This is a genomic window from Micromonospora sp. NPDC051300, assembly GCF_044455315.1.
GTDB classification, from domain to species: domain Bacteria; phylum Actinomycetota; class Actinomycetes; order Mycobacteriales; family Micromonosporaceae; genus Micromonospora; species Micromonospora robiginosa.
In genome coordinates, this window is the sequence record NZ_JBITEP010000008.1 from 215,535 (window position 1) to 239,627 (window position 24,093).

Sequence of the window (24,093 nt, forward strand, 5' to 3'; positions counted from 1 at the left end):
GCGCGGGGTCCGTGGCGTTAGGCTGCCAGGGTGACCGCCACCCCGTCGGCTCGCGCAGTGAGCCAGTACGCGACGACGACAGGCAACCTCACCGCCCGGATGGCGCTGCACGCCCACGGCACCAACCCGCAGGGCTGGTTCGCCTGGCTCGGAACGCGGCTGCCGCTGGTCGGGGACGTGCTGGAGGTGGGTGCCGGCACCGGCGAGCTGTGGCGACGGGTGGACCGTCCGGCGAGCGGGCTCCGGCTCACCCTCACCGACTTCTCGCCCGCGATGTGCGACCGGCTGCGCGAGGTGCCCGGCGCGCGGGTGCAGCGCTGCGACGCCGCCCGCCTGCCGTACGCCGACGCCGCATTCGACGCGGTCATCGCCAACCACATGCTCTACCACCTGGACGACCCGGACGCGGCGCTGGCGGAGTTCGCGCGGGTGCTGCGCCCCGGCGGGCGGCTCGCCGTCGCCGTGAACGGCCGGGACCACCTCGCCGAGCTGGACGCGCTCGGCCCGGTCATCGACCGGCCCGACATGGCTGTCGGCTCCCACCTGAACGGCGTCACCGCCGAGACCGCGCCGGCCCGGGTCGCGGCCCACTTCACCGACGTGACTGTCGAGCGCTATCCCGACGAGCTGGCGGTGCCCACCGTGGCACCGGTCCTCGCCTACGTCGCCAGCATGGTCGGCCCGCTCACCGCCGCACAGGAGTCGGCCGCCCGGGACGTGGTCCAGGCCCGCATCGAGGCGGACGGCGCCTTCCGGGTACGCAAGCACACGGTGCTGGTCAGCGCGGTGCGCGACAGCCGTTGACCCGGACGAAGGCGCGCCAGGCGTCGGGGGTGAAGGTGAGGACCGGTCCGGCCGGATCCTTGCTGTCGCGCACCCCGACCACGCCGACCAGATTGTCGGCCACCTCGACGCACTCGCTCTGGCCGCTGCGCGTGGACTTGTGCCAGATCGCGCCGGTCAGTTCCATGACCCGACCACTTCCTTCATCAGCTCGATCGACTGGCGGCGAGACAGTGCCTCACTCCGGACGCTTTCCCACCTGGACAGCAGAATAGCCACACCTTCATCGTTGTCGATCACCGTTCCGCCGAGCTGATTCTCGAGGTAGCCGATCCAGCCCCCGTCTCCGCCGCGCGCGAGCGTGAACGGCCCGGTCAGTCCGATGTGCAGACTGACGTCAGCGGGAACCACATGAACGGCTACGTGGGGCAGCCCGCTCGCGTCGATCAGGTGCGTGACCTGGTGGCTCATCACGCCGCGGAAGGACTCGTCCGCCCGGCGCAGCACCGCTTCCTCGATCACCGCGACGAACTTGGGTGGATCAGGGCGGGTGAGCACGGACTGCCGGTCGAGCCGGACCGCCAAGCGTCGATCAGCTTCCTCGGTGCCGAGCATGTCATCGGTCTGAATCATCGCCCGGGCATAGCTGTCGGTCTGCAACAGACCCGGGATGAGGCTCGGCTGATAACAACGTAACTGCTGGGCCTGGCGTTCGGCTTCCAGCCAGGGGCGGAACCAGCTCGGCTGGCCGTCACGCTCGGCGAGCTTGAGCAGCGAGGTCAGCAAGCCGCCGGTGCCCAGCACGTCGTCCGCCCGCTTCAGGAAGAACCGGTCCAACGGCCGCTGGCCCAGCTCCACGGCCGACACCTGCGAGTTGGAGAAGTGCACAAGCCTCCCGAACTCCTCCTGGCTCAGCTCGGCCTTGAGTCGCAGACGCCGCAGTTGTGCCCGGATCAGCTCGGCTGTCGGCTCGTTCTCCACCCGGTCTCCTCGGACATCCGCTGAGTTCCCCGCCCGTTCCGGGACTGACCCCGACAACTTCCGAGCGTAGCCGTGGCCTCAGCAGACTGTCACGCATGAACCTTCCCGTGCCACGGCTCGGGCCGTACCCGAACCGGCCCCACCCCTACCCGCCCGACCACCCGGCGCATATGCCGATCCGGCCGTTGTGGCTCTGCCGTGCCTGCGGCGCACCGTGGCCCTGCGCGCAGGCCCGCCTGCTGCTCAAGGTCGAGTACGCCGACCACCCGGTCGACCTGGCCGTCTACCTCTCCGGGCTCTACCACGAGGCGACCCACGACCTGTTCCGGCTCAATCCGCACGACGGTCCGACCCCACGCGATCTGTTCGACCGGTTCGTCGGCTGGGGCCCCTACCGACGCGGGCTCGCCGGGCCGGGCTGACCGTCGCGCACGGTGTCGACGGATTCCGTCGATAGGATTCGTCGCGATGGCTGCGCGCAGACACGTGGTGTCCGGGGACTTCGACCTGACGATGGACGAACTGCGCGTGGTGGCGCGTTACGTGCTCCGGCACGCGGAGGACGTCCTGCCGGTCTTCGAGCGGGCCGTAGCCGACGATCCGCGTCCCCGCGCGGCGATCGAGGCGGCCCGGACGTTCGCCGACGGCGCCGACCGGACGAAGCTGCAACGGGTCGCGTCGGTCGACGCGCACCGGGCGGCCCGGTCCGCGCCCGACGAGGCGGCCCGCCTGGCCGCGCGATCCGCCGGTGACGCGGCCGCGGCGGCGTACCTCCATCCCCTCGCCCAGGCCAGCCAGGTCGGCCACATCCTGCGGGCCGCCGCGAGCGCGGCGCGGATCGGGGAGTTGGCGGCGGGCGGCGACCCGGCGGTCGGTGACGCGCTGCTGGACCGCTCGCGACGGCTCGCCGACCCGGTGCTCCTCGACGTGCTCCGCCGCTACCCGCCGGTGACCGGTGGCAGCAGTCGGGTCGCCCGGCTGATGAGCACCCTGGACGACGCGCTGCGGCGAACGCTTCCCGTGGACGAGGAGGACTCGTGATCCTGCCGAAGGTGCGGGACCCGCGCCTCATCACGATCCGTCGGGGCGGGACGCTCACCGACGACGACCACCGGCTGCTCGCGCTCTGGGCCGCCACCTGCGCCGAGCACGTCCTGCACCTGTTCGAGGCGGTCCGGCCCGACGATCCGCGTCCGCGTGAGGCGATCGCGCACATCCGGGCCTGGGTGCGGGGCGAGGTCACCATGATGGTGTCCCGCGCGGCGGGCGGGCACGCCATGGGCGCGGCCCGGGACCTGCGCGGGGCGGCGCGCCATGCCGCGTACGCCGCCGGCCAGGCCGGCGCGGTGGCCCACGTCGCCGCGCACGAACTCGGCGCCGCCGCGTACGCCATCAAGGCGGTACGGGCGGCGGCGCCGGACGGTCGGGGCGACGAGGCGGGGCGGGCCGAGTGCCGCTGGCAGCGCGACCGGCTCCCGCCGGAGATCCGTGAGCTGGTCCTCGACGACCAGCGGCTACGCAACGACATCTGCTGGTCGGCGTTCGACTGTTGAGCCGGGGAAAACCGACAGCCGGCGACGGCAACCATCGTGCGGCGAGGTGACGTCTGGAGGGGCATCAACAGACGCACCACTGACCCGAAGGATCGGCTCGTGTGGACCCTCTCCTGAGTGAGTTCGACTCGTTCGTGCGCACCCGCACACCGGCGCTCCTGCGCTCGGCCTACCTGCTCACCGGCGACCAGCACCTGGCCGAGGATCTCGTCCAGTCCGCGCTGGCCCGTACCCACCGCTCGTGGAGCCGGCTGCACGACAGCGGCAACGCGGAGGCGTACACCCGAAAGATCATGTATCACCTGCAGACCGAGCCGACTCCGATGTCGGAGACGGCCATCCTCGACCTGGACACCGGCACGTACACCCGGATCGCCGGGCTCAAGGGCTGCCACCCGCTGTGGTCGGCCGACGGCAAGGTCCTCGCCTACGCGGACGGGGAGGGTCGGGTGGCGGTGAACCGCCCGGACGGGTCGGCGGAGAAGATGATCCCCGGCGTCAGTGTGTCGGGCGGCCGTCCGTCCTTCGACGTCGCGAGCATCTCCCCGGACGGGTCTCGGCTGGCGCTCCTGCTGCGGAAGCCGGACGAGCCGGCCGGTGACGTGGCACGGGAACTAGACGCGAACGCGGTGATCGACACCCGCACCGGCCGGCAGGTCGACCTGCCGCTCGACGGCCGGACGCTGCTCCAGGCCTGGTTCGGGGCCGACGGCAGGCTGGTGGCCCGGGTGAGCGCCAGTGACCACAACGTGCTCGTGCTGATCGGCGCGGACGGCCGCAAGGTCAGCGAGATCCGGGAGCCGGCAATGCTGAAGGACCAGCAGATTCTTCAGGTCGTCGGCTGACGATCGACCGCGTGGGCGGGCCGCCGGGAGGTGGCCCGCCCCGCGGCCGTTCAGCGAAGCACGGTGATCGCGGCGTCCGCGCCGACGTGCTTCCACGGCACCAGCACCACGGTCCCGTCCCGTTCCAGCACCGTCGCGCCGCTGCCCTCGGTGCCGGCCGACCTCGGGCCCCCCGCCAGCACCGACACCTTCCCGGAGGCCCGGTCGATCCGGACCAGCCGCGGCGCGAGATCCCGCCGGTCGCCGACCTCCCAGGCGAGCAGGCCGGCGTCGTCGACGCGGATCAGCTCGACCTCGCTGTCGGTGTGCCCGGCCGAGACCCAGCGCCGCTTCCCGGTGGCCAGGTCGATCGCCACCACCTGGTTGGCCTGGCGCATCTTCCCGGCCACGGTCGCCGCCTCGGTGGGCAGGTAGAGCGTGTCGGCGTCGGCCAGGTGGGGCCGCACGGCCGGGCCCTCGACCGAGTTGGAACGGTTGACCGGCAGGTCGCTGAACCGCGTACCGTCGACGGGGTTGCCGAACGTGGCCCGCGGCTTCCCGGCGGCGTCCCGCACGGCGAACGTCGCGTCGTTCAGACCGGGCAGGCTGACCAGCGGGTCGACGCTGAGCACGCCGGCGCTCGCGGTGGGCAGCCGCTGCTGCCAGCGCGCCTTTCCGGTGGTCGGGTCCAGGCCGAGCAGCGCGCCCCGGTCGCCGTCGCAGCGCACGGTGACCACGGCCAGGTCGCCTGCGGCCCGGGTGTCGGCGAGCCGGCAGTCCCGCCCCGGCAGCAGCCGGTCGGCGTCGGTCTGCCACAGCCGCCGGCCGTCGGCCAGCGCGTAGCCGAGGATCCGCTGGTCGGCGCGGACGACCGCCTGGTCGCCGGCCACCGACAGGTCCGGCGCGGCGAGCGTATCCCGCCCCTCCCGACGCTCGGCGGGAAACGTGGCCTGCCAGGACCGGACGCCGGTGGCGGCGTCGAAGCCGACGAGCGTGTCGCAGGAGTCGGCGGAGCCGAGCGCCACGACGCCGCGTCCCTCGGTCAGGGTCTGCGCCGCGCCGCACAGAGAGCTGCCCTGCGGCGCGGGCACGCCCCACGCCTGCCCGCCGTCGCCGAGCCGGTAGGCGATGACGCCGTCGGGCTGGGCCCGGACCACCGCGTCGCCGACCAGCCAGGCGCCGAACATGTCCTGCCCGTCGAACGTCTTCAGGCCGTTGCGCTGCCGCTCCGGGAAGTCGAGCACCCACGCGGCGCGCAGCTTCCGCCCGCCCTCGTCACCGCCGCCGACCAACCGCGACACGGCGTAGGCGGTGCCGGCGGCGACCGCCAGCACGGCCACCAGGCCGCCGGCGGCGAGCAGCGCGAGGCGTCCGCGCCGCCTCGGCGCCGGTCCGGGCGACCCCACCGGGGGGTACGCGGGCGGCGGCCGATGCTGGTGCTGGTACGTCATTGCGTCGTCTCCGATCCCGTCCAGCGCGCCTGGGCGCGGACGTCGTCGGCCCAGCCGGCCTGGAACTCGTCGAGTGACACGCCCAGCACGTCCCGGGCGGCCCGGTCGGTCGGGGTACCCGCGTAGACGGCGTCGACGAAGCGGAACAGCTTCGGCTCGCCGTACGTCTCGGCGAGGTGGTTCATCGCCGTGTGCCCGAGCCAGTAGTGGAAGCTCACCAGGTCGGGGTTGTCCCAGTCGCCGTCGTCCGGCAGCTTCCCGTTCCACGAGCGCAGCAGCCGCCGGGCCGCCGCCGTGCGCTCGCTGTCGCCCAGCGGCCGGCTGTGGAAGGCCACGTACTCGGCGAAGCCCTCGACCACCCACTCGTCGAGCGTGTCGAACGCGTCGACCTCGGTCAGGTTGGTCCGGGGCGTCACCAGTGAGTGCGCCACCTCGTGCCGGAACACCATGCCGGCGTCGTTCGCGCCGCCGGTGCGGGCGAAGTACGGCGTCTCTGTGTCCACCACCACCCGGCTGCCGCCGATGGTGAATCGCCCGTCCCGGCGTTCGGCCGCCACCATCGGCATGGAGAAGCCCGCCTCGGTGGCCTTGCGGGTGCCGATGCGATAGAGCGAGCCCATCTCGTCCCGGCCCTCGGCGAGCGCGATGACGACGCCCCTCGGCGCCGGGCCGGGCAGGCCGCCGGATCGCCACACCGCCAGGTCGTGGACGGCGGCGGCCTCGGCGGCCGGGGCGTACCGCTTCGCCAGCGCGGCCCGGTCGGAGTCGGCGATGACCAGGGTGTGCGGCGTCCGCTCGACGTGGATCTCCGGCCACCTGTCCCACGGGCCGGGGTAGTAGACGGTCTTCGAGCTGCCGTCGGCGGCGGCCGGCGCGCCGGTGACCGCGGTGACCCGGATCGGCGCGTCCTTCGCCGGACGGACGACCGTCCAGCGGTACCACTCGGTGACCGGGGCCAGGTCGAAGCCGTCGAGCTGGTGCACGAAGGAGACGTCGAGCTGGAACGTGACGCCCTGGCCGAACGCGTCGGTGGCCCGGCCCTGCCTCTCGACTGTCTCGTAGCGGGCCACCGACAACGGCAGCTTGCCGAGGTTGCGGAAGAGCCGGGTCTGGGCGGCGACCAGGTCCCGGCGGGCCGGGTCGAATGCGGCCAGCCAGCCGTCGAGGTCCCTGGCGGCCAGCGCCCTGCCGTGCCGGTCGAGCAGGGCGGTCAACTCGGCGTCGGTGACCGTGACACCGTTGGCCGCGGCCGCCGCCTTCGGTGCCGCGCCCTCCTCGTCGTCGCGCAGGCCCAGCCCGACACCGACGAGCGCGCCGGCACCGACCGCCAGCGCGAGCGCGCCGGCCGCGAGCCCGATCCAGAGCTTCCGGCGCGACCGCGGTGGCGGTGGCGGGTACGCCGGCCACGGCTGCCCGGGTGCGGGAGGTGGGCCGCCGGTCCAGCCCGGCGCCGGTGGGTGCCCCTGCGTCATGTGGATCCTCGCTCGTGCGGTCCGCGGAACCGGACGGGCCGGACCCGACCGGATGACGGCAGACATCATTCCCGGTCCGGCCGGCGGATTCTGCCCCACCCGCCCGTGCCGGGGGGTTTGTCCGGGCGGGCGGCTGTCGGGAACCGGACGTCGAGACGTCCACCACGTCCGGCCCCCGGGGCGGGCGGGATCGGCCCGCGCGGTGGAAGACTGAGCGACGCATTTCCGCGGGGACGTCGGAGGGAGGCGCCGTGCGCTGGCGCAGCTTCGTGGCGGTGGGCGACAGCTTCACCGAGGGCATGGACGACGCGTATCCGGACGGCAGCTATCGGGGCTGGGCCGATCTGGTCGCCACCCGGCTCGCCGCCGAGGCGGGTCCCGACTTCGGCTACGCCAACCTCGCCATCCGGGGCCGGCTGTTCCCGAACGTCGTGGCCGAGCAGGTGCCGTCCGCGCTGGCCATGAAGCCCGACCTGATCACGTTCGCGGCCGGCGGCAACGACGTGCTGCGGCGCAGCTTCGACCCGGACGTCTTCGTCCCGCGCTTCGACAAGGTGGTCGAGCGGCTGCGCGGTGGCGGCAGCGACGTGGTGCTGTTCCGGTTCGCCGACGTGATGGCCCGGTTGCCCGGGCAGCGGCTGGTGGCCCCCCGGGTGACGCTGCTCAACCGGGCGGTCGGCGAGGTCGCCGAGCGGCACGGGGCGATCCTCGTCGACCTCTACTCCGACGAGGCCTACCTCAACCCGATGCTCTGGAGCACCGACCGGCTGCACCTGTCGGCGGCCGGGCACCGGCGGGTCGCCGCGCAGGTGCTCGCCGCGCTCGGCGTCGGCTGCGACGAGGAGTGGCTGATGGTGCCGCCGCACCCGGCGCCCACCCCGTGGCTGGCCGCCCGCGCCGCCGACCTGCGCTGGGCCGGCCAGCACCTGGCCCCGTGGATCAAGCGCCGGATGACCGGCCGTTCCTCGGGCGACTTCGTCACCGCCAAGCGGCCGGTCCTCGGTCCGGTCGACGGCTGACCGGTGCGGACCGTCCACACCGCCGACCTGCTGCGGCTCACGCTCGACGGCGAGCCCCGGGCCGGGCTGGCGGTCCTGGTCGGCGACGGTCGGGTGGAGGCGGTCGCGCCGCTGGTCGAGCTGACCGCCGCGTACCCCGGGGTGCGGGTGCGGCGGTGGGCCGGCACGCTCGGGCCGGCGCCGGTGCACGACGGCCCGCTGCCCCCGGCGCCGACGCCGCGTGAGCGGGTGCACGCGCTGTTCCGGCTCGGCGCCGCCGCGGTGCTCGACGGGCACGTCACCGACCCGGCGCTGCGGGCTGCCGCCGCCCGCAGCGAGGTGGCGGTCCTGCCCGCCGCCCGGCCGGCGGCGTTGGTGGTCGGCGGCCGGGCCGACCTCGCGGTGTTCGACCCGGACGGCTCCTGCCGCGCCACAGTGGTCGCCGGCCGGCTGGTGCACCGCCGCGCCTGACCCGCCGCCGGCTCAGGAGAACTGGAGCCAGCTCCGGTCCACCCCTCGACCGACGCCGAGGAACCACGTCCGGCCGTGCCGTACCGCGACCGCGCCGTCCGGCAGGACGCCCACCGACGTGTCCAGGTCCGGCGTCCGCAACGGCCCGCGCAGCTCGGGCACCTCGACGTAGCCACCGCCGGTGACGAAGCCCAAGCCGCCGTACGCGCTGGTGACCACCAGCAGGCCGGCCCCGGGCGCGGCGACCCCTTCGGTGTCGGACGGCAGGTCCGGGCCGGCCTGCCAGCGGTCGCCGGCCAGCCGCCACACCCGTGTCTGTCGCGCCGTCCCGACCAGCCAGACGTCACGTCCGTCCGGGGCCAGCGCGAGCTGCCGGGGGCCGGCGACCGACGGCAGTTCCCGCCAACTGGTGCCCTGGTCGGCGCTGTTCAGCACGGTCAGCCGAGCACCGTCCAGCACGGTCAGCCAGAGCCGGCCGTCGGCGCCCTCGACCAGGACGTTCTCGGTGTCCGACCGGAGCGTGACCGGCGGCTGGTGGAAGTGCAGGCCGCCGCTCACCCGCAGCACGCGTTGCCGGTCACAGGTCGTCGACACCCCGTTCGGAGGGCAGCCGAGGTAGAGCCCACTCGGGGTGGCGAAAGCGCGCCGGACCGCCGCCGGCGGCGCCTGGTACGGGTGGCGGGTGAAGCTGATCCCGCCGTCCGTCGTGACGAGGTAACCGGTGCGCGTCGTCACGGCCAGCGTGTCCGCGTCCACGGGCAGGAGCTGCACCAGGCCGTCCGGCACCGCCGGCAGGCCGGTCCGCTGCCAGGTCACGCCGCCGTCGACGGTCCGGGCGACGGTACGGCGGCAATCCTGCGACGACTCGCCGGCCTCGACGCAGGTGTCGAAGAGCGACCAGCCGGCGCGGGCGGAGACGAAGCGCAGGTCGACCAGCTCACCGGGCACCCCGGGCAGGGTGACCCTGCGGACGGTGAGCCGCTCGGTCGGACCCGGTGAGCCCGACGGCGTCGGCCGCGGCTCCGGCCGGTCGGCGCGCTGGGCGACCGCCAACGCCGAGGCCGGCCCGACCAGCATCGTCGCGAGCAGGCCGGCCAGCAGGCCGCGCCGCCGTCGGCGGTCCCGGATCCGGCGTTGCGCGTCGGCCACGCCCGGCGGGCGGAAGGTGGGCACGGCTGCTGCCTCGAACTCGACGAACAGGTCCTCGACGTCAGGCACGGCGCAGCTCCGATCCGGTCTCGGTGAGGTGGCCGGCGAGCGCGGCCCGCCCCCGGGAGAGCCGGGAGCGCACGGTGCCCTCCGGCGCGCCGACCTGCGCGGCGATCTCGGCGACGCTCAGGTGGGCCAGGTGGTGCAGCACGATCGCACGTCGCTGGTCGGCGGGCAGGGCGGCCAACGCCCTCAGCAGCACCACCCGGTCCGGCTCCGGGCCGGGCACGTGCTCCTCCCGCTGCCGGGCCAGGTGCCGCACGGCGGTACGCACCCGGCGCAGCCGGCTGGTGGCCAGGTTCCAGGCGACCCGGCGGACGAACGCGGACGGGTCGTCGTACGCGGCGATGCGGGGCCAGCGTTCCAGCGCCCGGCAGAACGCCTCCTGGGTCAGGTCCTGCGCCTCGCCGTGGTCGCCCAGGTAGGCGTAGAGCTGCACCGCGATCCGGTGGAAGTGCGCCCGGTAGAACTCGGTGAAGTCCACCGGTGCGGTCCCGGCCCGGGGCGGCCGGTCCTGTTGCCGTGGGGTCATCGCGGTCCTCTGCGGTCGGCGGTGTTCGCCACTGTCACGTCCGACCGACCGGATCCGCTGCATCCGGTCTTCGCGTCCTCCTGGTCAACCGTACGGACCGGCCTGCCTGACCGTTCCGTCCGGTGTGGTCGTTCACCGGGAATCGGGATCGCCCGATGTCCGCCCGGCTGGATAACATCCGCTGCCCCCGTCGATCCAGTACGGGGTGACATTCGGGGAAAGGTGGATGAGGGATGACCCTCATGCCTGACAAGAATCCACTTCGGACCGGTGCGCGTACCCTGCTCGCCACCGCGCTGTCCGTGATGGTCGCCGCCGGCACGGTCGTCGCCACCGCGGCGCCGGCCGCCGCGTACGACGTCCGGTACGAGACCAACACCTCCTGGGGTTGGACCGACTCCAAGACGCCGGACAAGAACAACCTGAACCGACCGGGCGATCTGCCGGTCGGCACGTGGAAGGACGCCAAGGGCCACCCGCACACCTCGCGCGCCTACTTCACGTTCGACATCTCCCGTTACCGGGGAGCCGACATCACGTCGGCGGTCCTCGACGTCAAGGAGACGGCCGGCGCGGACTGCGCCAAGCGGCCGAAAATCGAGCTGTGGCGCACCGCGACCTACACCGCCACGTCGAGCTGGCGTAAGCCCCCGGCCGACCGGGGCCTGGTCGACAGCCGGCAGCTCACCGACCAGTACGTCTGCCCGGCGCCCCGGGTCGAGTTCGACGCGGCCGAGGGGCTGCGCCAGGCGCTCGCCGAGGGCCGTTCCACGCTGACCATGTCGCTGCGACTGCCGGCCGACCTGGAGCAGGATCCGACCTGGGCCCGGAAGTACGCCAGCCGGGCCGGCATCTCCGTCGACTACAACTTCCGCCCCGGGGTGCCGACCGACCTCCAGACCACCACCGGCACCGCGTGCACCACCGCTGAGCCGCACCAGGTGGTGCGCTCCGTGTCCCTGTCCGGCGTGGTGCACGACCGGGACCGGAACGACACCGGCGGCACCGACAACCTCGACGTCACCTTCGCGGTCTGGCCGGTCGACCAGCCGGACGCGCGGATCGAGCAGTCGGACTACGCCCGTGACGGCGAGCGCGCCCTCGGCCGCTTCGACCACATCTACCCGTCGCCGTTCGAGCACGACCGGACGTACGCCTGGCAGATGCGGGCGGCGGACAGCCGGGCCACCGGCGACTGGAGCCCGACCTGCTACTTCCGGACCGACTTCCGCGGCCCGGACAAGCCGCCGACGGTCACCTCCACCGCGTTCCCGGACGACCGCGAGTTCCACCCCGGCCTGCCCGGTGAGTTCACCTTCGCCGCGAACGGCGCGCCGGACGTCGCGACGTACGGCTACTCGTTGAATTACGGCGCGGAGAAGACGGTCACCCCGGGCCAGGCGGGCGGATCGGCCACGGTCACGTTGACGCCGCAATCCGGCCTCAACACGCTGCGGGTGTGGAGCCTCGACGCGGTCGGCAACCGCTCGACCACCACCGACTACACGTTCTTCGCCAGCGACGTGTCGCCGATCATCGACGGGACGATCAGCCAGATCGGGGCACCGGCCACGTTCCAGGTGCGCTCGCAGCTCGACGGCGTGGTCCGCTACCGCTACGGCCTGGACGGCGAGCCGGAGCGGACCGTGGACGCCGCGGCCGACGGCACCGCCTCATTCACCGTCACCGCGACCCGGGGCGGCAACCGCACGCTCACCGTCACCGCGGTTGCCGCCGGCGGCGTGGAGGTCGCCGGGACGCGGGAGTTCCGGCTGCCCACCGAGCCGAAGATCTCGGCGACTGTCTACGAGGAGTACACCCCCGCCGGTGGACCGGGCGTGCCGGGCGTCTTCACCTTCGCCCCCCGCCTGCCCGACACGGTCAGCTACCGCTACCAGTTCAACGGGGAGCAGGGCACGGTGACCGCGAAGGCCGACGGCACCGCATCGGTGACCTGGACGCCGACCGACCCGGGTTGGGTGGACCTGGCCGTGTGGAGCGTGAGCCGGGACGGCACCGAGTCGGACCCGGCGACCTGGTTCTTCGGGGTGCGGGACCTGCGTCCTGCCGTCTCGGGCGACCCGTACCGCGCCGACTGGCCGATGGGCGGTCCGGGCCAGCCGGGCGAGTTCCGGTTCACCTCGGAGGTGCCGGAGACGGTGGCCTTCCGCTACCGGTTCGACGACGGCGCCGAGCAGAGCGTCGAGACGGGTGACCGGGCTGCGGTCACCTGGACGCCCGACGAGGGTGGCAAGCACACGCTCACGGTTCGGGGGGTCGCCGCGGACGGCACCCTGTCGCCCGAGCGCGTCTGGACCTTCCTGGTCAACGACGCCCCGCTGGTCGATTCGGCGGAGTACCCGCAGTACCGGAGCAGCGGCCTGCCCGGAGTCGCCGGCACCTTCACCTTCACACCGCAGCGGTCGAACGTCGTCAGGTACCACTACTCGTTCGAGGGCGAGGAGATGACGACGGTGGACGCCGCGTCCGACGGCAGCGCCACCGTCACCCTGACCCCGCGGAGCGCCGGCTGGCACATGCTGATCGTGATCGCGGAGACCGCCGACGGCACGCGTACCGAGCAGCGTGAGTATCAGTTCACGGTCCGCGATCCGATGCCGCGGGTGATCTCGTACCTGTACAGCGAGTGGGGCGCGAGCGGCGGCATCGGGGTGCCGGGTACGTTCCGCTTCGACTCGGACCTGCCCGACACCGTGGCGTACGTCTACCGGCTCAACGACGGGCCGGAGCAGACCGTCGAGACCAACGATGGTCCCGCCGCCGAGCTGACCATCACCCCGGACCGGGTCTCCCGTAACATGCTCACCGTCCGGGCCCGTTCGGCGTCCGGGGAGCTGTCCCCGGAGGCGAGCTATTCCTTCCTGGTCAGCAGCGTGCCGGGGGTCAGCTCGACGACCTATCCGATCGGCGGGTCGGGTGGCGGTCCGGGGGTGCCAAGCGTCTTCACGTTCACCCCGGGGATGCCGGACGTCGACCGGTACGTCTACCAGTTCGACAACGGGCCGGAGACCACCACGCCGGCGGGCGCGGACGGGTCCGCCTCGGTCACCCTCACGCCAACCGAGGCCGGCTGGCACACGCTCACGGTGTACGCGATCGACAAGGCCGGCAACCAGTCGGACCCCGCGTACCAGTGGTTCGTCGTCGAGGGCTGAGCACCCGATCACACCGGCCCCACCACCTTTTCCGAGGTGGTGGGGCCGGTGTCACATCCACCGCGGGCGACCCGGCGTACCTTGGGGATCATGCCTGTGCCGAGCGATCCGCATCCCCACCTCCAGTCGTACGCCGACCCGCAGCGCCTGGTCACCACCGAGTGGCTGGCCGAGCACCTGGGCGACGAGGGGCTCGTGGTGGTCGAGTCCGACGAGGACGTGCTCCTGTACGACACCGGCCACCTCCCCGGCGCCGTCAAGGTCGACTGGCACACCGAGCTGAACGACCAGGTCACCCGCGACTACCTGGACGCCGCCGGCTTCGCCGAGCTGTGCGCGGCCAAGGGCATCGGCCGCGACGACACGGTCGTCTTCTACGGCGACAACTTCAACTGGTGGGCCGCGTACGCCCTCTGGGTGTTCTCCCTCTTCGGCCACGCCGACGTGCGGCTGCTCGACGGCGGCCGGCAGAAGTGGATCGCCGAGGGGCGGGAGCTGACCCGCGACAAGGTGAGCCGGCCCCGGGCCGACTATCCGGTGTCGCAGCGCAACGACGCGCCGATCCGGGCCTACCGGGAGCAGGTGATGGCGCACGTGGCGGCCGGCCGGCCGCTCGTCGACGTGCGCTCCCCCGGTGAGTACACCGGTGAGATGCTGCACATGCCGGACTATCCGCAGGAGGGCGCGCTGCGCGGCGGCCACATCCCGGGCGCGGTGAGCAAGCCGTGGAAGTCCGCCGCGAACGACGACGGCACGTTCAAGTCGGCCGACGAGCTGCGCGCCATCTACGCCGACCAGCTTGGGTTGAGCCCGGCCGACGACGTGGTGGCCTACTGCCGGATCGGCGAGCGGTCCAGCCACACCTGGTTCGTGCTGCACCACCTGCTCGGCTTCCCGCAGGTGCGCAACTACGACGGTTCGTGGACCGAGTGGGGCAACCTGGTCCGGGCGCCCGTCGTGAAGGGCGACCAGCCGGGCGGCCTGACCCGCTGAGCGTTCCGGCCGGTCCCCGCCGCGTGGCCGGGACCGGCCGGTCAGCTCGCGGGCAGCGACACCGGACCGGTCACGTCGCGGGCCACCCGGTCCACCTCGCCGGTCTCCGGGCGCCAGCGGGCCAGAGCGGTGGGGTCGGCACGGAACAGCACCGCACCGTCGGCCGACCAGCCGAGCACCTCGCAGCAGGCCTTCGCCCGGTCCTCGCGGCCCAGGTCGAGCAGGTGGCTCACCGCTCCGGTGCGGGCGTCGACCACGGCCACGCCCTCGGCCCCGCCCATGCTGCCGGTGGTGGTCCAGCCCGCCTGGGCGATCCGGTCGCCGCGCTGCCAGCCCCGTCCGTAGACCTCGTCCAGCCGGTAGCCGGGCGGAAGGCCGCCGGTGCCGACCGGCAGTTGCTGCGGTGCGCCGCCGGCGGCGGGGAACCGGCGTACGGACAACCCGTCCTCCGCGCCGCCGAGGGTGAGCAGGTCCCCGGGACGAGCCGGCTCGGGCACGACCAGTCCCCGCGGGTCGACCGGCAGCTTCCGGGCCTTTCCGCTGCCCCGGTCCACCTCGTACGCGGTGTCGTTGTCACCGACGAGGAGCCGGTCGCCGGCCCAGACGACGTGTTCCAGATAGCCGGCGAGCGGATAGCGGCGTACGGCAGCCCTGGTCAGGTCGACCACGACCACCTCGCCGACCTGCGCGAACGCGGCGGTCCGGCCGTCCGGTGACAGGCTGCCCGGTTTGAGCGGCGCGGTCTCGTTGCCGCTGGCGTCCCGGGTGGGGGCGAGCGTCACCACGTCGAGTTCCCGGACCAGTCCGTCGTCACCGAGCACCCGGACGGGACCGGCCTCGCCGGTCTTCGGGTCGACAGGTTGGCGGAGGGCCAGGGCCCGGTCGACCGGCCGGACGGAGAGGGGGGCGGCGACCCGGTCGCCGAGCCGGCCCAGCGGGTCGTCGATCAGGTCGAGCACGGGCGGGGGCTGCCGCACCGGTGACGCACTCGGGCGTACCACCGGGTGGGCCGGGGCGGGCGGCCCGGCGCGGTGCAGCAGTGCCGTCGTGCCGCCGCCGATCAGGGCGACCGCCACGGCGGCGGCGCCGGCGGCCCGCCGGGCGCGGCGGACCCGTCCGGCCCGCTCCCAGCCGGCGGTGGCCGGTCGGGTCGGCCGGACGTCCTCCGCCGCCCGGGTCAGCAGCCGGGTCAGATGCGGTTCGTTCACGGGTTCGCCTCCATCCCGGTGACCAGGCCGTCGTCGGCGTCGCCCAGCTCGGGCGCCACCTCGCGGAGCCGACGCAGCGCCGCGTGGCATTGGCTCTTGACGGTGCCCACGGTGACGCCGAGCGCCTCGGCGGTGGCCACCTCGGTGAGGTCCTCGAAGTAGCGCAGCACCAGGACCGCCCGCTGGCGCGGGGGCAGCCGGTCGAGCGCGGCCCGTACGGTCAGGCGCAGCGCGTCGTCGGCGTCCGCGCCCGCTCGTTCCGGCGGGTACGCGCTGAGCCGTTCCCGCCGCCGGCGCCGCCACCAGGAGACCGCGTCGCGGTAGAGGATGGCGCGCACGTACGCGGCCGGGTCGCCGTCGCGCACCGTGGACCAGCGCAGCGCCACCTTCAGCAACGCGTCCTGGAGCAGATCCTCGGCCTGGTGGCGGTTGCCGCAGACCAGATACGCGGCGCGCAGCAGCCGGTGCTGGTGCGCCTCGACGAAGGCGAGGTAGTCCGCCCGCCCGTGATCCGCGGCACGCCCCATCCGGCTGCTCCCTCCGTCACCCGGCAGACGCCTGGGAGGGTGGAAAAGGTTGGGTCAGGTAGCGCTGGATCGTCGGGCCGACCCATTCGGCCAGCTCGTCCGGGTCGAGTTCGACCACCGGGGGCAGCCGGATCACGTACCGGGTGAGGGCGAGGCCGAGGATCTGGCTGGCGACGAGGCCGGCGCGGCGCGCGGCGGTGGTCGGGTCGGCGCCGGAGCGGGCCACCGCCGTGGCGAGCTGCCCGGCGAAGATGCCGCGCATCCGTTCCGCCGCCCCGGGGTTGGTGCTGGCGGCCCGGAGCAGGGCGACGAGCGTGCCGTCGGCCTCCCACCGGCACAGGAAGTGCCGGGCCAGCGTCTCGCCGAGCCGCTCGGACGGCACCTGGGCCAGGTCGGGCAGGTGCAGGTCGAACTCGGCCGCCGCCGCGAAGAGCCCTTCCTTGCTGCCGTAGTAGCGCATCACCATCGACGGGTCGATCCGGGCGTCGGCGGCGACGGCCCGGATGGTGGCCCGGTCGTAGCCGTCGGCGGCGAAGCGTTCCCGGGCGGCGTGCAGGATGGCGGCCCGGGTGGCGTCGGAGCGGCGGGTGCGGGCGGGCGGTTCGGTCATGTCCACGACTGTAGGCCAACACACGTTGACATCGACGGTGGTGTCAGGTCAACAATTGTTGGCAAACGTCTGTTGGCCCAGCCGGAGGTGGAGTGATGCTGCCCGAACACACGGACGTCCTGGTGGTCGGAGCCGGGCCGACCGGCCTGGCCGTGGCCGTCACGCTGGCCGGGCACGGGGTGGCGGTGACAGTGGTGGAGAAGCTGGCCGAGCCGCCGGTCACCTCCCGGGCCGCGGTCGTGCACGCCGGCACGCTGGAGGTGCTCGACCGGATCGGGATCGCCGAACCACTCGCCGCCCGAGGGCTGCGCTCCGCCCGGTTCACCGTCCGCGACCGGGACCGCGTCCTGGCCACCGTCGGATTCGACCGGCTGCCGTCGCGCTACCCGTACGCGCTGCTGATCTCGCAGGCGGAGACCGAGGCGGTGCTCGCCGACCGCCTCACCGCGCTCGGCGGGCGGGTGCTGCGCCCGTACGAGCTGACCGGCCTGGAGCTCGACGGCGCCGGCGCGACCGCCCGGTTCTCCGACGGCGGCGCGGTCCGGGCCGGCTGGGTGGTCGGCGCGGACGGGATGCACAGCCGGGTCCGCGAGCTGGCCGGCATCGGCTTCGGCGGCCCGGCCGACCCCGGTGAGTCGTTCCTGCTCGCCGACGTGCGGGTGGACAGCGCGCTCCCGCGTGACCAGGTCACCCTGTTCCTGTCCCGGCGCGGGCCGCTGGTCTGGGCGCCGCTGCCCGACGGCACGGTCCGGCTGGTCGCCACCGTCGACGACGCGCCGCGCGAGCCGCAGGCGCGGCACTTCCAGACGCTGCTCGACGAGCGCGGCCCGGCCCGGCGGCCGGACCGGGTCCTCGACGTGGCGTGGGCGTCCCGGTTCCGGATCCACCACCGGATCGCGGACCGCTACCGGTCCGGCGCGGTGCTGCTCGCCGGCGACGCGGCGCACGTGCACAGCCCGGCCGGCGGGCAGGGGATGAACCTCGGGCTGCGGGACGCGGTAGCGCTCGGCGAGGCGCTCGTCGGCGGCCCCGGGGCCCTCGACAGGTACGCGGCGGACCGCCGCCCCCGCGCCGAGGAGGTGCTCGGCTTCGCCGCCGGCCTGACCCGCCTCGCCGCCGCACCACCGGCCCTGCGCCCGCTGCGCAACCTGCTGCTCCGGACGGTCTCCGCGCTGCCCCCCACCCGACACCGCCTGGCGTCCCGCCTGGCCGGCTTCGAGCCCCCGCCCACCCCCTCTCCGGCCCCGTGACCCTCGACGATCTTGTGGTTGTGGTCCCCGTCTGGTCCGCTTTCTGCCGTTCCGCCCGGGCCGGACGTGCAGGATCGGCAGGTCCCGGGGGTCGGCGGGGTGAACTGGCGAGTAACCGCGGGTCCCTCGGCTGGGAGGGGCGGTCTAGGCTGGCCCGGTGGCGGTGGAACAGCAGGCACGGGGTGCGGCGGGCACGGCCCGGCGCCGATCCCGGCGGGACGAGATCCTGGAGATCGCGGTCGGCCTCTTCGCGGCGCGGGGCTATCACGGGGTGTCGATGGACGACATCGGCGCGGCCGCCGGCGTCACCGGGCCGGCGCTCTACCATCACTTCGCCGGCAAGGAGGCGATGCTGGCCGCCGCGCTGATCCCGGTCAGCGAGGGGCTGCTGGCCGGTGGGCGGGAGCGCGCCGCCGCCCACCCGGACGACCCGCGCGGCTCGCTGGAGTCGCTTATCGACTTCCACGTCGAGTTCGCGCTGGCCAACCCGGCGGTGATCGCGCTGCACCTGCACGAGTTGGACCGTCTCCCGGACGAGCCGCGCCGCCGCATCCGCCGGCTCCAGCGGATGTACGTCGAGGAGTGGGTCACCGTGCTGACCGCGCTGCACCCGGGCCTGCCGGACGGCGCCGCCCGGGTGCTCGCCCACGCGGCGTTCGGCCTGATGAACTCCACCCCGTTCCTCGGCGGCGAGGTGGACCGCCGCCGTCGTGCCGAGTTGCTGCGCGGCGCCGCCCTGGCGGCCCTGCTGGCACCCACCGACCCCACCTGACACGCCGCGCGGACCTTAACGCGTGTTAAGAAGGGGCCCCGGCTATACACCAGGCGTTAAGAAGGGGCCCTTCCTTGCCGAACATGTTTGATTCGCTGCTGGTGGCCAATCGTGGGGAGATCGCGCGCCGCGTCATCCGTACGGCGCGGCGGTTGGGGGTGCGGGCGGTCGCGGTGCACTCGGAGGCCGACGCCGACCTGCCGTTCGTGACCGAGGCCGACGAGGCGGTGTGTGTCGGGCCCGCCAATCCGGCGCAGAGCTACCGGAACGTCGAGGCGATCCTCGACGCCGCCCGGCGCACCGGCGCGCAGGCGATCCACCCCGGCTACGGCTTCCTGTCGGAGAACGCCGACTTCGCCCGTACCGTCGAGCGGGCCGGCCTGATCTGGGTCGGGCCCGGCGCGGACGCGATCACCGCGATGGGCGACAAGATCAATGCCCGGAACCTGATGGCGGCGGCCGGTGTCCCGGTCGCGCCGGGCACCACCGAGCCGGCGGCCGACCTGGACGCGGCGGTCGCGGCCGCCGCCGGGATCGGCTACCCGGTGATGGTGAAGGCCGCGGCGGGCGGCGGCGGCATGGGCATGGGCGTGGCCGCCGACGAGGCCGGGCTGCGCACCGAGTACGACAAGGTCCGCGCGTTCGCGGAGCGCATGTTCGGTGACGGCTCGGTGCTGATCGAGCGCTACTTCCCCCGGGTGCGCCACGTCGAGGTGCAGATCCTCGGCCTGGCCGACGGTCGGGTGGTGGCGCTCGGCGAGCGCGAGTGCTCGGTGCAGCGGCGCAACCAGAAGCTGGTCGAGGAGTCGCCGTCCCCGGCGGTCTCGCCGGAGCTGCGGGAGCGGTTCCTGGCGGCGGCGGTCCGGGCCGGCGAGGCGGTCGGCTACCGCAACGCGGGCACCGTCGAATGTCTGCTCGACCCATCCACGCAGGAGTTCTTCTTCCTGGAGATGAACACGCGTCTCCAGGTCGAGCACCCGGTCACCGAGTACGTCTACGGCGTCGACCTGGTCGAGGAGCAGTTGCGGGTGGCGGCCGGCCTGCCGCCGACGTTCGACCCGGACGCGCTCGCCCCGCGCGGGCACGCGATCGAGTTGCGGGTCAACGCCGAGGACCCGAAGCGGTTCCTGCCCGGCCCGGGCGCGATCAGGACCTGGGTGGAGCCGTCCGGCGAGGGCGTGCGGGTGGACTCCGGCTACGTGGAGGGCAACACCGTCACCCCGTTCTACGACAGCCTGCTGGCCAAGCTGATCGTCAGCGGCGCCACGCGTGAGGAGGCTGTGCGGCGCGCCCGCGCGGCGGTGGCCCAGTTCGAGATCGCCGGCCCGAAGAACAACCTGCCGTTCTTCGCCGAGCTGCTGGAGAACCCGGAGTTCCTCTCCGGCGACTACGACACCGGCATCGTCGGCCGGATGCGCTGACCCGACCGCTCGACCCAAGTGAGGTGATTCTGATGGCGGAACTGCCAGGCTCCGTGAGCATCCGTGAGGTCGGCCCGCGGGACGGGCTGCAGAACGAGGAGCCGATCCCGACCGACGCGAAGGTGCGGCTGCTCGACGCGCTGTCCCGCACCGGGGTACGGCGGATCGAGGCGGTCTCGTTCGTGCACCCGAAGGCGATCCCGCAGATGGCCGACGCCGACGAGGTGTGGCAGCGGGCGGCGCGGGTCGACGGGGTGCGCTACTCGGCGCTGGTGCCGAACACCCGGGGCGCGCAGCGGGCGCTGGCCGCCGGGTTCACCGAGATCGAGGTGGTGGTGTCGGCGAGCGACACGCACAACAGGCGCAACGTGAACCGCTCGACGGAGGAGTCGCTTGACGACATCGCCGAGCTGATCGACCTGCTGCACGGCGCGGGCGCGACCGCCGAGGTGATCGTGGCGACCAGCTTCGGCTGCCCCTACGAGGGTGACGTGGACCCGCGGCGCGTCGCCGGGATCGTCGACCGGGTCGCCCGCGACGGCGCGGACCGGGTCGCCTTCGGCGACACCACAGGCATGGGTACGCCCCGGCGGGTCCGCGAGTTGGTCACCGCGGTCCGGGACAGTAACGCCCACCTGCCGGTGCTGCTGCACTTCCACAACACCCGGGGCACCGCGCTGGCGAACATGCTTACCGCGATGGAGCTGGGTGTCACCGAGTTCGACGCCAGCGTCGGTGGCCTCGGCGGCTGCCCGTACGCGCCGGGCGCCAGCGGCAACCTGGCCACCGAGGAGGCGGTGCACATGCTGCACGACATGGGCGTCGACACCGGGATCGACCTGGACGCCCTTATCGAGGCGGCGGAGCTGGCCGAGCGGCTGGTCGGCAAGAAGCTCCCGTCGGGCGTGCTCCGCGCCGGGCCGCGTACCCGCCTCACCCCGCTGCCCGGCTGACCGCGCTGCCCGCTCCCTCCGGGGTCGCCGGAGGGGGCGGGCGTGGGGTAGCCTAACGATCGTTCAGGTCGGTGGGGTGGCGAGGGAGTCGGCGTGACGCTCGACGGTGAGGCTCTGGAGCAGCTACGCAAGCGCGCCCGTGCCGGCGGTGCGGACAAATACCACGCGGCGAACGCCGCGAAGGGCAAGCTGTTCGCCCGTGAGCGGGTGGCGCACCTGGTCGACGGGGGCTCGTTCGTCGAGGACGGGCTCTACGCCAACGCGATGGCCGACGGGCTGCCCGCCGACGGGGTGGTCACCGGCACCGCGACCATCGACGGCCGGCCGGTCTGCCTGATGGCGAACGACTCCACGGTCAAGGCCGGGAGCTGGGGCGCGCGCACCGTCGAGAAGATCATCCGGATCATCGAGCGGGCCTACGCGACCAAGGTGCCGATGGTCTACCTGGTCGACTCCGCAGGCGCCCGGATCACCGACCAGGTCGACCTGTTCCCCGGCCGGCGCGGCGCCGGCAAGATCTTCTGGAACCAGGTCCGGGCCTCCGGCGCGATCCCGCAGGTCTGCGCGCTCTTCGGGCCGAGCGCGGCCGGCGGGGCGTACATTCCGGCGTTCTGCGACGTGGTGGCCATGGTGGACGGCAACGCCAGCATGTATCTCGGCTCCGACCGGATGGTCGAGATGGTCACCGGCGAGAAGACCACGCTGGAGGCGATGGGCGGGGCCAAGGTGCACTGCACCGAGTCCGGCGTGGGCCACTTCCTCTGCAAGACCGAGACCGACGCGCTCGACGTGGTGCGGACCTACCTGTCCTACCTGCCGGCCAACTGGACCGAGACGCCGCCGGCCGCCGAGGCGAGGCCCGCGCCGGAGAAGGCCGACCTGGCCGCGCTGGTGCCGGCGAGCGAGCGGCAGGCGTTCGACATGCGGCGCTACGTCAAGGGCCTGGTCGACGAGGGCAGCTTCTTCGAGATCCAGGCGCTCTGGGCCAAGGAGTTGACCATCGGCTTCGGCCGGCTGAACGGCGAGGTCGTCGGCGTGGTCGGCAACAACTCGATGTTCAAGGGCGGCGTGCTCTTCGTCGACTCGGCCGACAAGGCGACCCGGTTCGTGCAGCTCTGCGACGCGTTCAACGTGCCGCTGCTGTTCCTGAGCGACGTGCCCGGCTTCATGGTCGGCAGCGCGGTGGAGAAGCAGGGCATCATCCGGCACGGCGCGAAGATGATCACGGCGATCTCCGAGGCGACCGTGCCGAAGATCTGCGTGGTGGTCCGCAAGGCGTACGGCGCGGGCCTCTACGCGATGGCCGGTCCCGGCTTCGAGCCCGACGCCACCATCGCGCTGCCCACCGCGAAGATCGCGGTGATGGGCGCGGAGGCGGCGGTCAACGCCGTCTACGCCAACAAGATCGCCGCGATCGCCGACGAGACCGAGCGGGCCGCGTTCGTCGCCGCCAAGCGCGAGGAGTACGAGCGCGACATCGACGTCGTCCGGCTCGCCAGCGAGCTGGTGGTGGACGCGATCGTCGAGCCGCACGAGCTGCGCTCCGAGCTGGTGCGCCGCTTCACCGCCGCCCGCACCAAGAACCGCGACTTCTCCCACCGTCGCCACGGCGTCACCCCCGTCTGACCGTAAGGAAGGGCCCCCGCTTAACGCCTGGTGCATAGGAGGGGGCCCCGCTTAACGCTTCAGCCGCTCCCGGTGTCACGAGCGCCGGCGGCCCGCCCCTTCCCAGGAGGATCGACATGGACTTCCGGCTCGACGAGGAGCAGCAGGCGCTGCGGGAGAGTGTCCGGGACTTCGCCCGCGAGGTGGTCGCCCCGGTGATCGGCGAGCACTACGAGAAGCACACCTTCCCGTACGAGGTCATCCGGCAGATGGGCAAGATGGGCCTGTTCGGCCTGCCCTTCGCCGAGGAGCACGGCGGCATGGGTGGTGACTACTTCGCGCTCTGCCTGGCCCTGGAGGAACTGGCCCGGGTCGACTCCAGCGTGGCGATCACCCTGGAGGCCGCGGTGTCGCTGGGCGCGATGCCGATCTACCGCTTCGGCACCGAGGAGCAGAAGGCGCGCTGGTTGCCGAAGCTGCTCAGTGGCGAGGCGCTGGCCGGCTTCGGGCTGACCGAGCCGGGCACCGGCTCCGACGCCGGCGGCACCCAGACCCGGGCGGTGCTCGACGAGGCGACGGACGAGTGGGTGATCAACGGTTCGAAGGCGTTCATCACCAACTCCGGCACCGACATCACCGCGATGGTCACCGTCACCGCGGTGACCGGCACCCGGCCGGACGGCGGCAAGGAGCTGTCCACCATCATCGTGCCGTCCGGGACGCCGGGCTTCACCGTCGCGCCCGGCTACTCCAAGGTCGGCTGGACCGCCTCGGACACCCACGAGTTGACCTTCGACGACTGCCGGGTGCCGGGGGCCAACCTGCTCGGTGAGCGCGGTCGGGGCTTCGCCCAGTTCCTGCGCATCCTGGACGAGGGCCGGATCGCCATCGCGGCGCTCGCCGTCGGCCTGGCCCAGGGCTGCGTGGACGAGTCGATCAAGTACGCCAAGGAGCGTCAGGCGTTCGGCCAGCCGATCGGCAACTACCAGGCGATCCAGTTCAAGATCGCCGACATGGAGATGAAGGCGCACACCGCCCGGCTGGCCTACTACGACGCGGCTGCCCGGATGCTCGCCGGCGAGCCGTTCAAGCGCCAGGCGGCGATCGCCAAGCTGCACGCCAGCACTGTCGCGGTGGACAACGCCCGGGAGGCGACCCAGATCCACGGCGGCTACGGCTTCATGAACGAATACCCGGTCGCCCGCTTCTGGCGCGACTCCAAGATCCTGGAGATCGGCGAGGGCACCAGCGAGGTGCAGCGCATGATCATCGCGCGCGACCTCGGCATGTGAACCGGACCCGCA

Annotated in this window: 23 protein-coding genes and 1 pseudogene; 15 read left to right on the plus strand and 9 right to left on the minus strand. The window is 73.4% G+C overall.

Translation table 11 applies throughout. From position 1 onward, the window contains the following. Nucleotides 1-30 precede the first annotated feature (30 nt). Nucleotides 31-804: a class I SAM-dependent methyltransferase gene (locus ACIA5A_RS12180; protein WP_396760026.1), complete on the plus strand. Its 774-nt coding sequence runs from the start codon at nucleotides 31-33 to the stop codon at nucleotides 802-804. Here the strand turns inward: ACIA5A_RS12180 and ACIA5A_RS12185 are convergent. Both ACIA5A_RS12185 and ACIA5A_RS12190 read right to left on the minus strand, forming a co-directional pair. Beyond that, nucleotides 779-970, minus strand: a complete 192-nt coding sequence (locus tag ACIA5A_RS12185) for a DUF397 domain-containing protein (protein ID WP_396760029.1) — start codon at nucleotides 968-970, stop codon at nucleotides 779-781. The genes ACIA5A_RS12180 and ACIA5A_RS12185 overlap by 26 nt on opposite strands. Further along, nucleotides 961-1,764 (minus strand): helix-turn-helix transcriptional regulator, encoded by an 804-nt coding sequence (locus ACIA5A_RS12190; protein ID WP_396760032.1) that lies wholly within the window; start codon nucleotides 1,762-1,764, stop codon nucleotides 961-963. The genes ACIA5A_RS12185 and ACIA5A_RS12190 overlap by 10 nt, the downstream gene beginning before the upstream one ends. A 95-nt stretch (nucleotides 1,765-1,859) precedes the next feature. Here ACIA5A_RS12190 and ACIA5A_RS12195 point away from each other — a divergent pair, with 95 nt between their 5' ends. The 4 genes and pseudogenes from ACIA5A_RS12195 to ACIA5A_RS12210 form a co-directional block, all read left to right on the plus strand. After that, complete coding sequence (locus ACIA5A_RS12195) at nucleotides 1,860-2,186, plus strand: hypothetical protein (RefSeq protein ID WP_396760035.1); 327 nt, start codon at nucleotides 1,860-1,862, stop codon at nucleotides 2,184-2,186. 46 nt (nucleotides 2,187-2,232) lie between these two features. Then, the gene (locus ACIA5A_RS12200; protein ID WP_396760037.1) at nucleotides 2,233-2,805 is read left to right on the plus strand and encodes a putative immunity protein; all 573 of its coding nucleotides are present in this window, start codon (nucleotides 2,233-2,235) and stop codon (nucleotides 2,803-2,805) included. Further along, complete coding sequence (locus ACIA5A_RS12205; protein WP_396760039.1) at nucleotides 2,802-3,317, plus strand: putative immunity protein; 516 nt, start codon at nucleotides 2,802-2,804, stop codon at nucleotides 3,315-3,317. Before ACIA5A_RS12200 ends, ACIA5A_RS12205 begins: the two co-directional genes overlap by 4 nt. A 101-nt stretch (nucleotides 3,318-3,418) precedes the next feature. Continuing rightward, nucleotides 3,419-3,625 (plus strand): annotated as a pseudogene (locus ACIA5A_RS12210) (sigma factor); the annotation flags it as partial. Between the two features lie 587 nt (nucleotides 3,626-4,212). Here ACIA5A_RS12210 and ACIA5A_RS12215 read toward each other — a convergent pair. Continuing rightward, entirely contained in the window at nucleotides 4,213-5,592 is a 1,380-nt protein-coding gene (locus ACIA5A_RS12215; RefSeq protein ID WP_396760042.1) for a PQQ-binding-like beta-propeller repeat protein, read from the minus strand. After that, nucleotides 5,589-7,064, minus strand: a complete 1,476-nt coding sequence (locus ACIA5A_RS12220; protein WP_396760045.1) for a hypothetical protein — start codon at nucleotides 7,062-7,064, stop codon at nucleotides 5,589-5,591. Before ACIA5A_RS12220 ends, ACIA5A_RS12215 begins: the two co-directional genes overlap by 4 nt. Before the next feature lie 251 nt (nucleotides 7,065-7,315). Here ACIA5A_RS12220 and ACIA5A_RS12225 point away from each other — a divergent pair, with 251 nt between their 5' ends. Further along, nucleotides 7,316-8,083 (plus strand): SGNH/GDSL hydrolase family protein, encoded by a 768-nt coding sequence (locus ACIA5A_RS12225; protein WP_396760048.1) that lies wholly within the window; start codon nucleotides 7,316-7,318, stop codon nucleotides 8,081-8,083. Nucleotides 8,084-8,086: 3 nt separating this feature from the next. Continuing rightward, nucleotides 8,087-8,533: a hypothetical protein gene (locus ACIA5A_RS12230; protein WP_396760052.1), complete on the plus strand. Its 447-nt coding sequence runs from the start codon at nucleotides 8,087-8,089 to the stop codon at nucleotides 8,531-8,533. A 12-nt stretch (nucleotides 8,534-8,545) separates the two neighbouring features. Here ACIA5A_RS12230 and ACIA5A_RS12235 read toward each other — a convergent pair whose 3' ends face one another. Together ACIA5A_RS12235 and ACIA5A_RS12240 are read right to left on the minus strand one after the other, a co-directional pair. Then, nucleotides 8,546-9,751 (minus strand): hypothetical protein, encoded by a 1,206-nt coding sequence (locus tag ACIA5A_RS12235; RefSeq protein ID WP_396760055.1) that lies wholly within the window; start codon nucleotides 9,749-9,751, stop codon nucleotides 8,546-8,548. Beyond that, nucleotides 9,744-10,274, minus strand: a complete 531-nt coding sequence (locus ACIA5A_RS12240; protein WP_396760057.1) for an RNA polymerase sigma factor — start codon at nucleotides 10,272-10,274, stop codon at nucleotides 9,744-9,746. The genes ACIA5A_RS12235 and ACIA5A_RS12240 overlap by 8 nt, the downstream gene beginning before the upstream one ends. 242 nt (nucleotides 10,275-10,516) lie before the next feature. Between ACIA5A_RS12240 and ACIA5A_RS12245 the strand changes: the two genes are divergently transcribed. Then, nucleotides 10,517-13,450, plus strand: a complete 2,934-nt coding sequence (locus ACIA5A_RS12245; RefSeq protein WP_396760061.1) for a hypothetical protein — start codon at nucleotides 10,517-10,519, stop codon at nucleotides 13,448-13,450. 90 nt (nucleotides 13,451-13,540) lie between these two features. After that, nucleotides 13,541-14,443 (plus strand): sulfurtransferase, encoded by a 903-nt coding sequence (locus tag ACIA5A_RS12250; protein WP_396760064.1) that lies wholly within the window; start codon nucleotides 13,541-13,543, stop codon nucleotides 14,441-14,443. A 41-nt stretch (nucleotides 14,444-14,484) separates the two neighbouring features. Here ACIA5A_RS12250 and ACIA5A_RS12255 read toward each other — a convergent pair whose 3' ends face one another. From ACIA5A_RS12255 to ACIA5A_RS12265, 3 genes are read right to left on the minus strand one after another with little or no spacing between them, the layout of a single operon-like run. After that, complete coding sequence (locus ACIA5A_RS12255; protein ID WP_396760067.1) at nucleotides 14,485-15,651, minus strand: hypothetical protein; 1,167 nt, start codon at nucleotides 15,649-15,651, stop codon at nucleotides 14,485-14,487. Continuing rightward, nucleotides 15,648-16,178: a SigE family RNA polymerase sigma factor gene (locus ACIA5A_RS12260; RefSeq protein ID WP_396760070.1), complete on the minus strand. Its 531-nt coding sequence runs from the start codon at nucleotides 16,176-16,178 to the stop codon at nucleotides 15,648-15,650. The genes ACIA5A_RS12255 and ACIA5A_RS12260 overlap by 4 nt, the downstream gene beginning before the upstream one ends. 16 nt (nucleotides 16,179-16,194) lie before the next feature. After that, entirely contained in the window at nucleotides 16,195-16,788 is a 594-nt protein-coding gene (locus ACIA5A_RS12265; protein WP_396760073.1) for a TetR family transcriptional regulator, read from the minus strand. A gap of 95 nt (nucleotides 16,789-16,883) precedes the next feature. On the opposite strand from ACIA5A_RS12265, the gene ACIA5A_RS12270 reads away from it, so the two are divergent. From ACIA5A_RS12270 to ACIA5A_RS12295, 6 genes are all read left to right on the plus strand, one after another. Further along, a complete protein-coding gene (locus ACIA5A_RS12270) occupies nucleotides 16,884-18,038 on the plus strand; it encodes an FAD-dependent monooxygenase (RefSeq protein WP_396760076.1) in 1,155 nt (384 codons plus the stop codon). 157 nt (nucleotides 18,039-18,195) lie between these two features. After that, the gene (locus tag ACIA5A_RS12275; RefSeq protein WP_396760079.1) at nucleotides 18,196-18,810 is read left to right on the plus strand and encodes a TetR/AcrR family transcriptional regulator; all 615 of its coding nucleotides are present in this window, start codon (nucleotides 18,196-18,198) and stop codon (nucleotides 18,808-18,810) included. A gap of 83 nt (nucleotides 18,811-18,893) precedes the next feature. After that, the gene (locus tag ACIA5A_RS12280) at nucleotides 18,894-20,231 is read left to right on the plus strand and encodes an acetyl/propionyl/methylcrotonyl-CoA carboxylase subunit alpha (RefSeq protein WP_396760081.1); all 1,338 of its coding nucleotides are present in this window, start codon (nucleotides 18,894-18,896) and stop codon (nucleotides 20,229-20,231) included. A gap of 41 nt (nucleotides 20,232-20,272) precedes the next feature. Continuing rightward, nucleotides 20,273-21,184, plus strand: coding sequence for a hydroxymethylglutaryl-CoA lyase (locus tag ACIA5A_RS12285; protein ID WP_396760170.1), 912 nt, complete (start codon nucleotides 20,273-20,275; stop codon nucleotides 21,182-21,184). A gap of 93 nt (nucleotides 21,185-21,277) precedes the next feature. Next, nucleotides 21,278-22,810 (plus strand): acyl-CoA carboxylase subunit beta, encoded by a 1,533-nt coding sequence (locus ACIA5A_RS12290; protein WP_396760084.1) that lies wholly within the window; start codon nucleotides 21,278-21,280, stop codon nucleotides 22,808-22,810. Between the two features lie 116 nt (nucleotides 22,811-22,926). Beyond that, on the plus strand, nucleotides 22,927-24,081 hold the full coding sequence (locus ACIA5A_RS12295) for an acyl-CoA dehydrogenase family protein (protein WP_396760087.1): 1,155 nt from the start codon (nucleotides 22,927-22,929) through the stop codon (nucleotides 24,079-24,081). The last annotated feature ends 12 nt before the right edge of the window (nucleotides 24,082-24,093 follow it).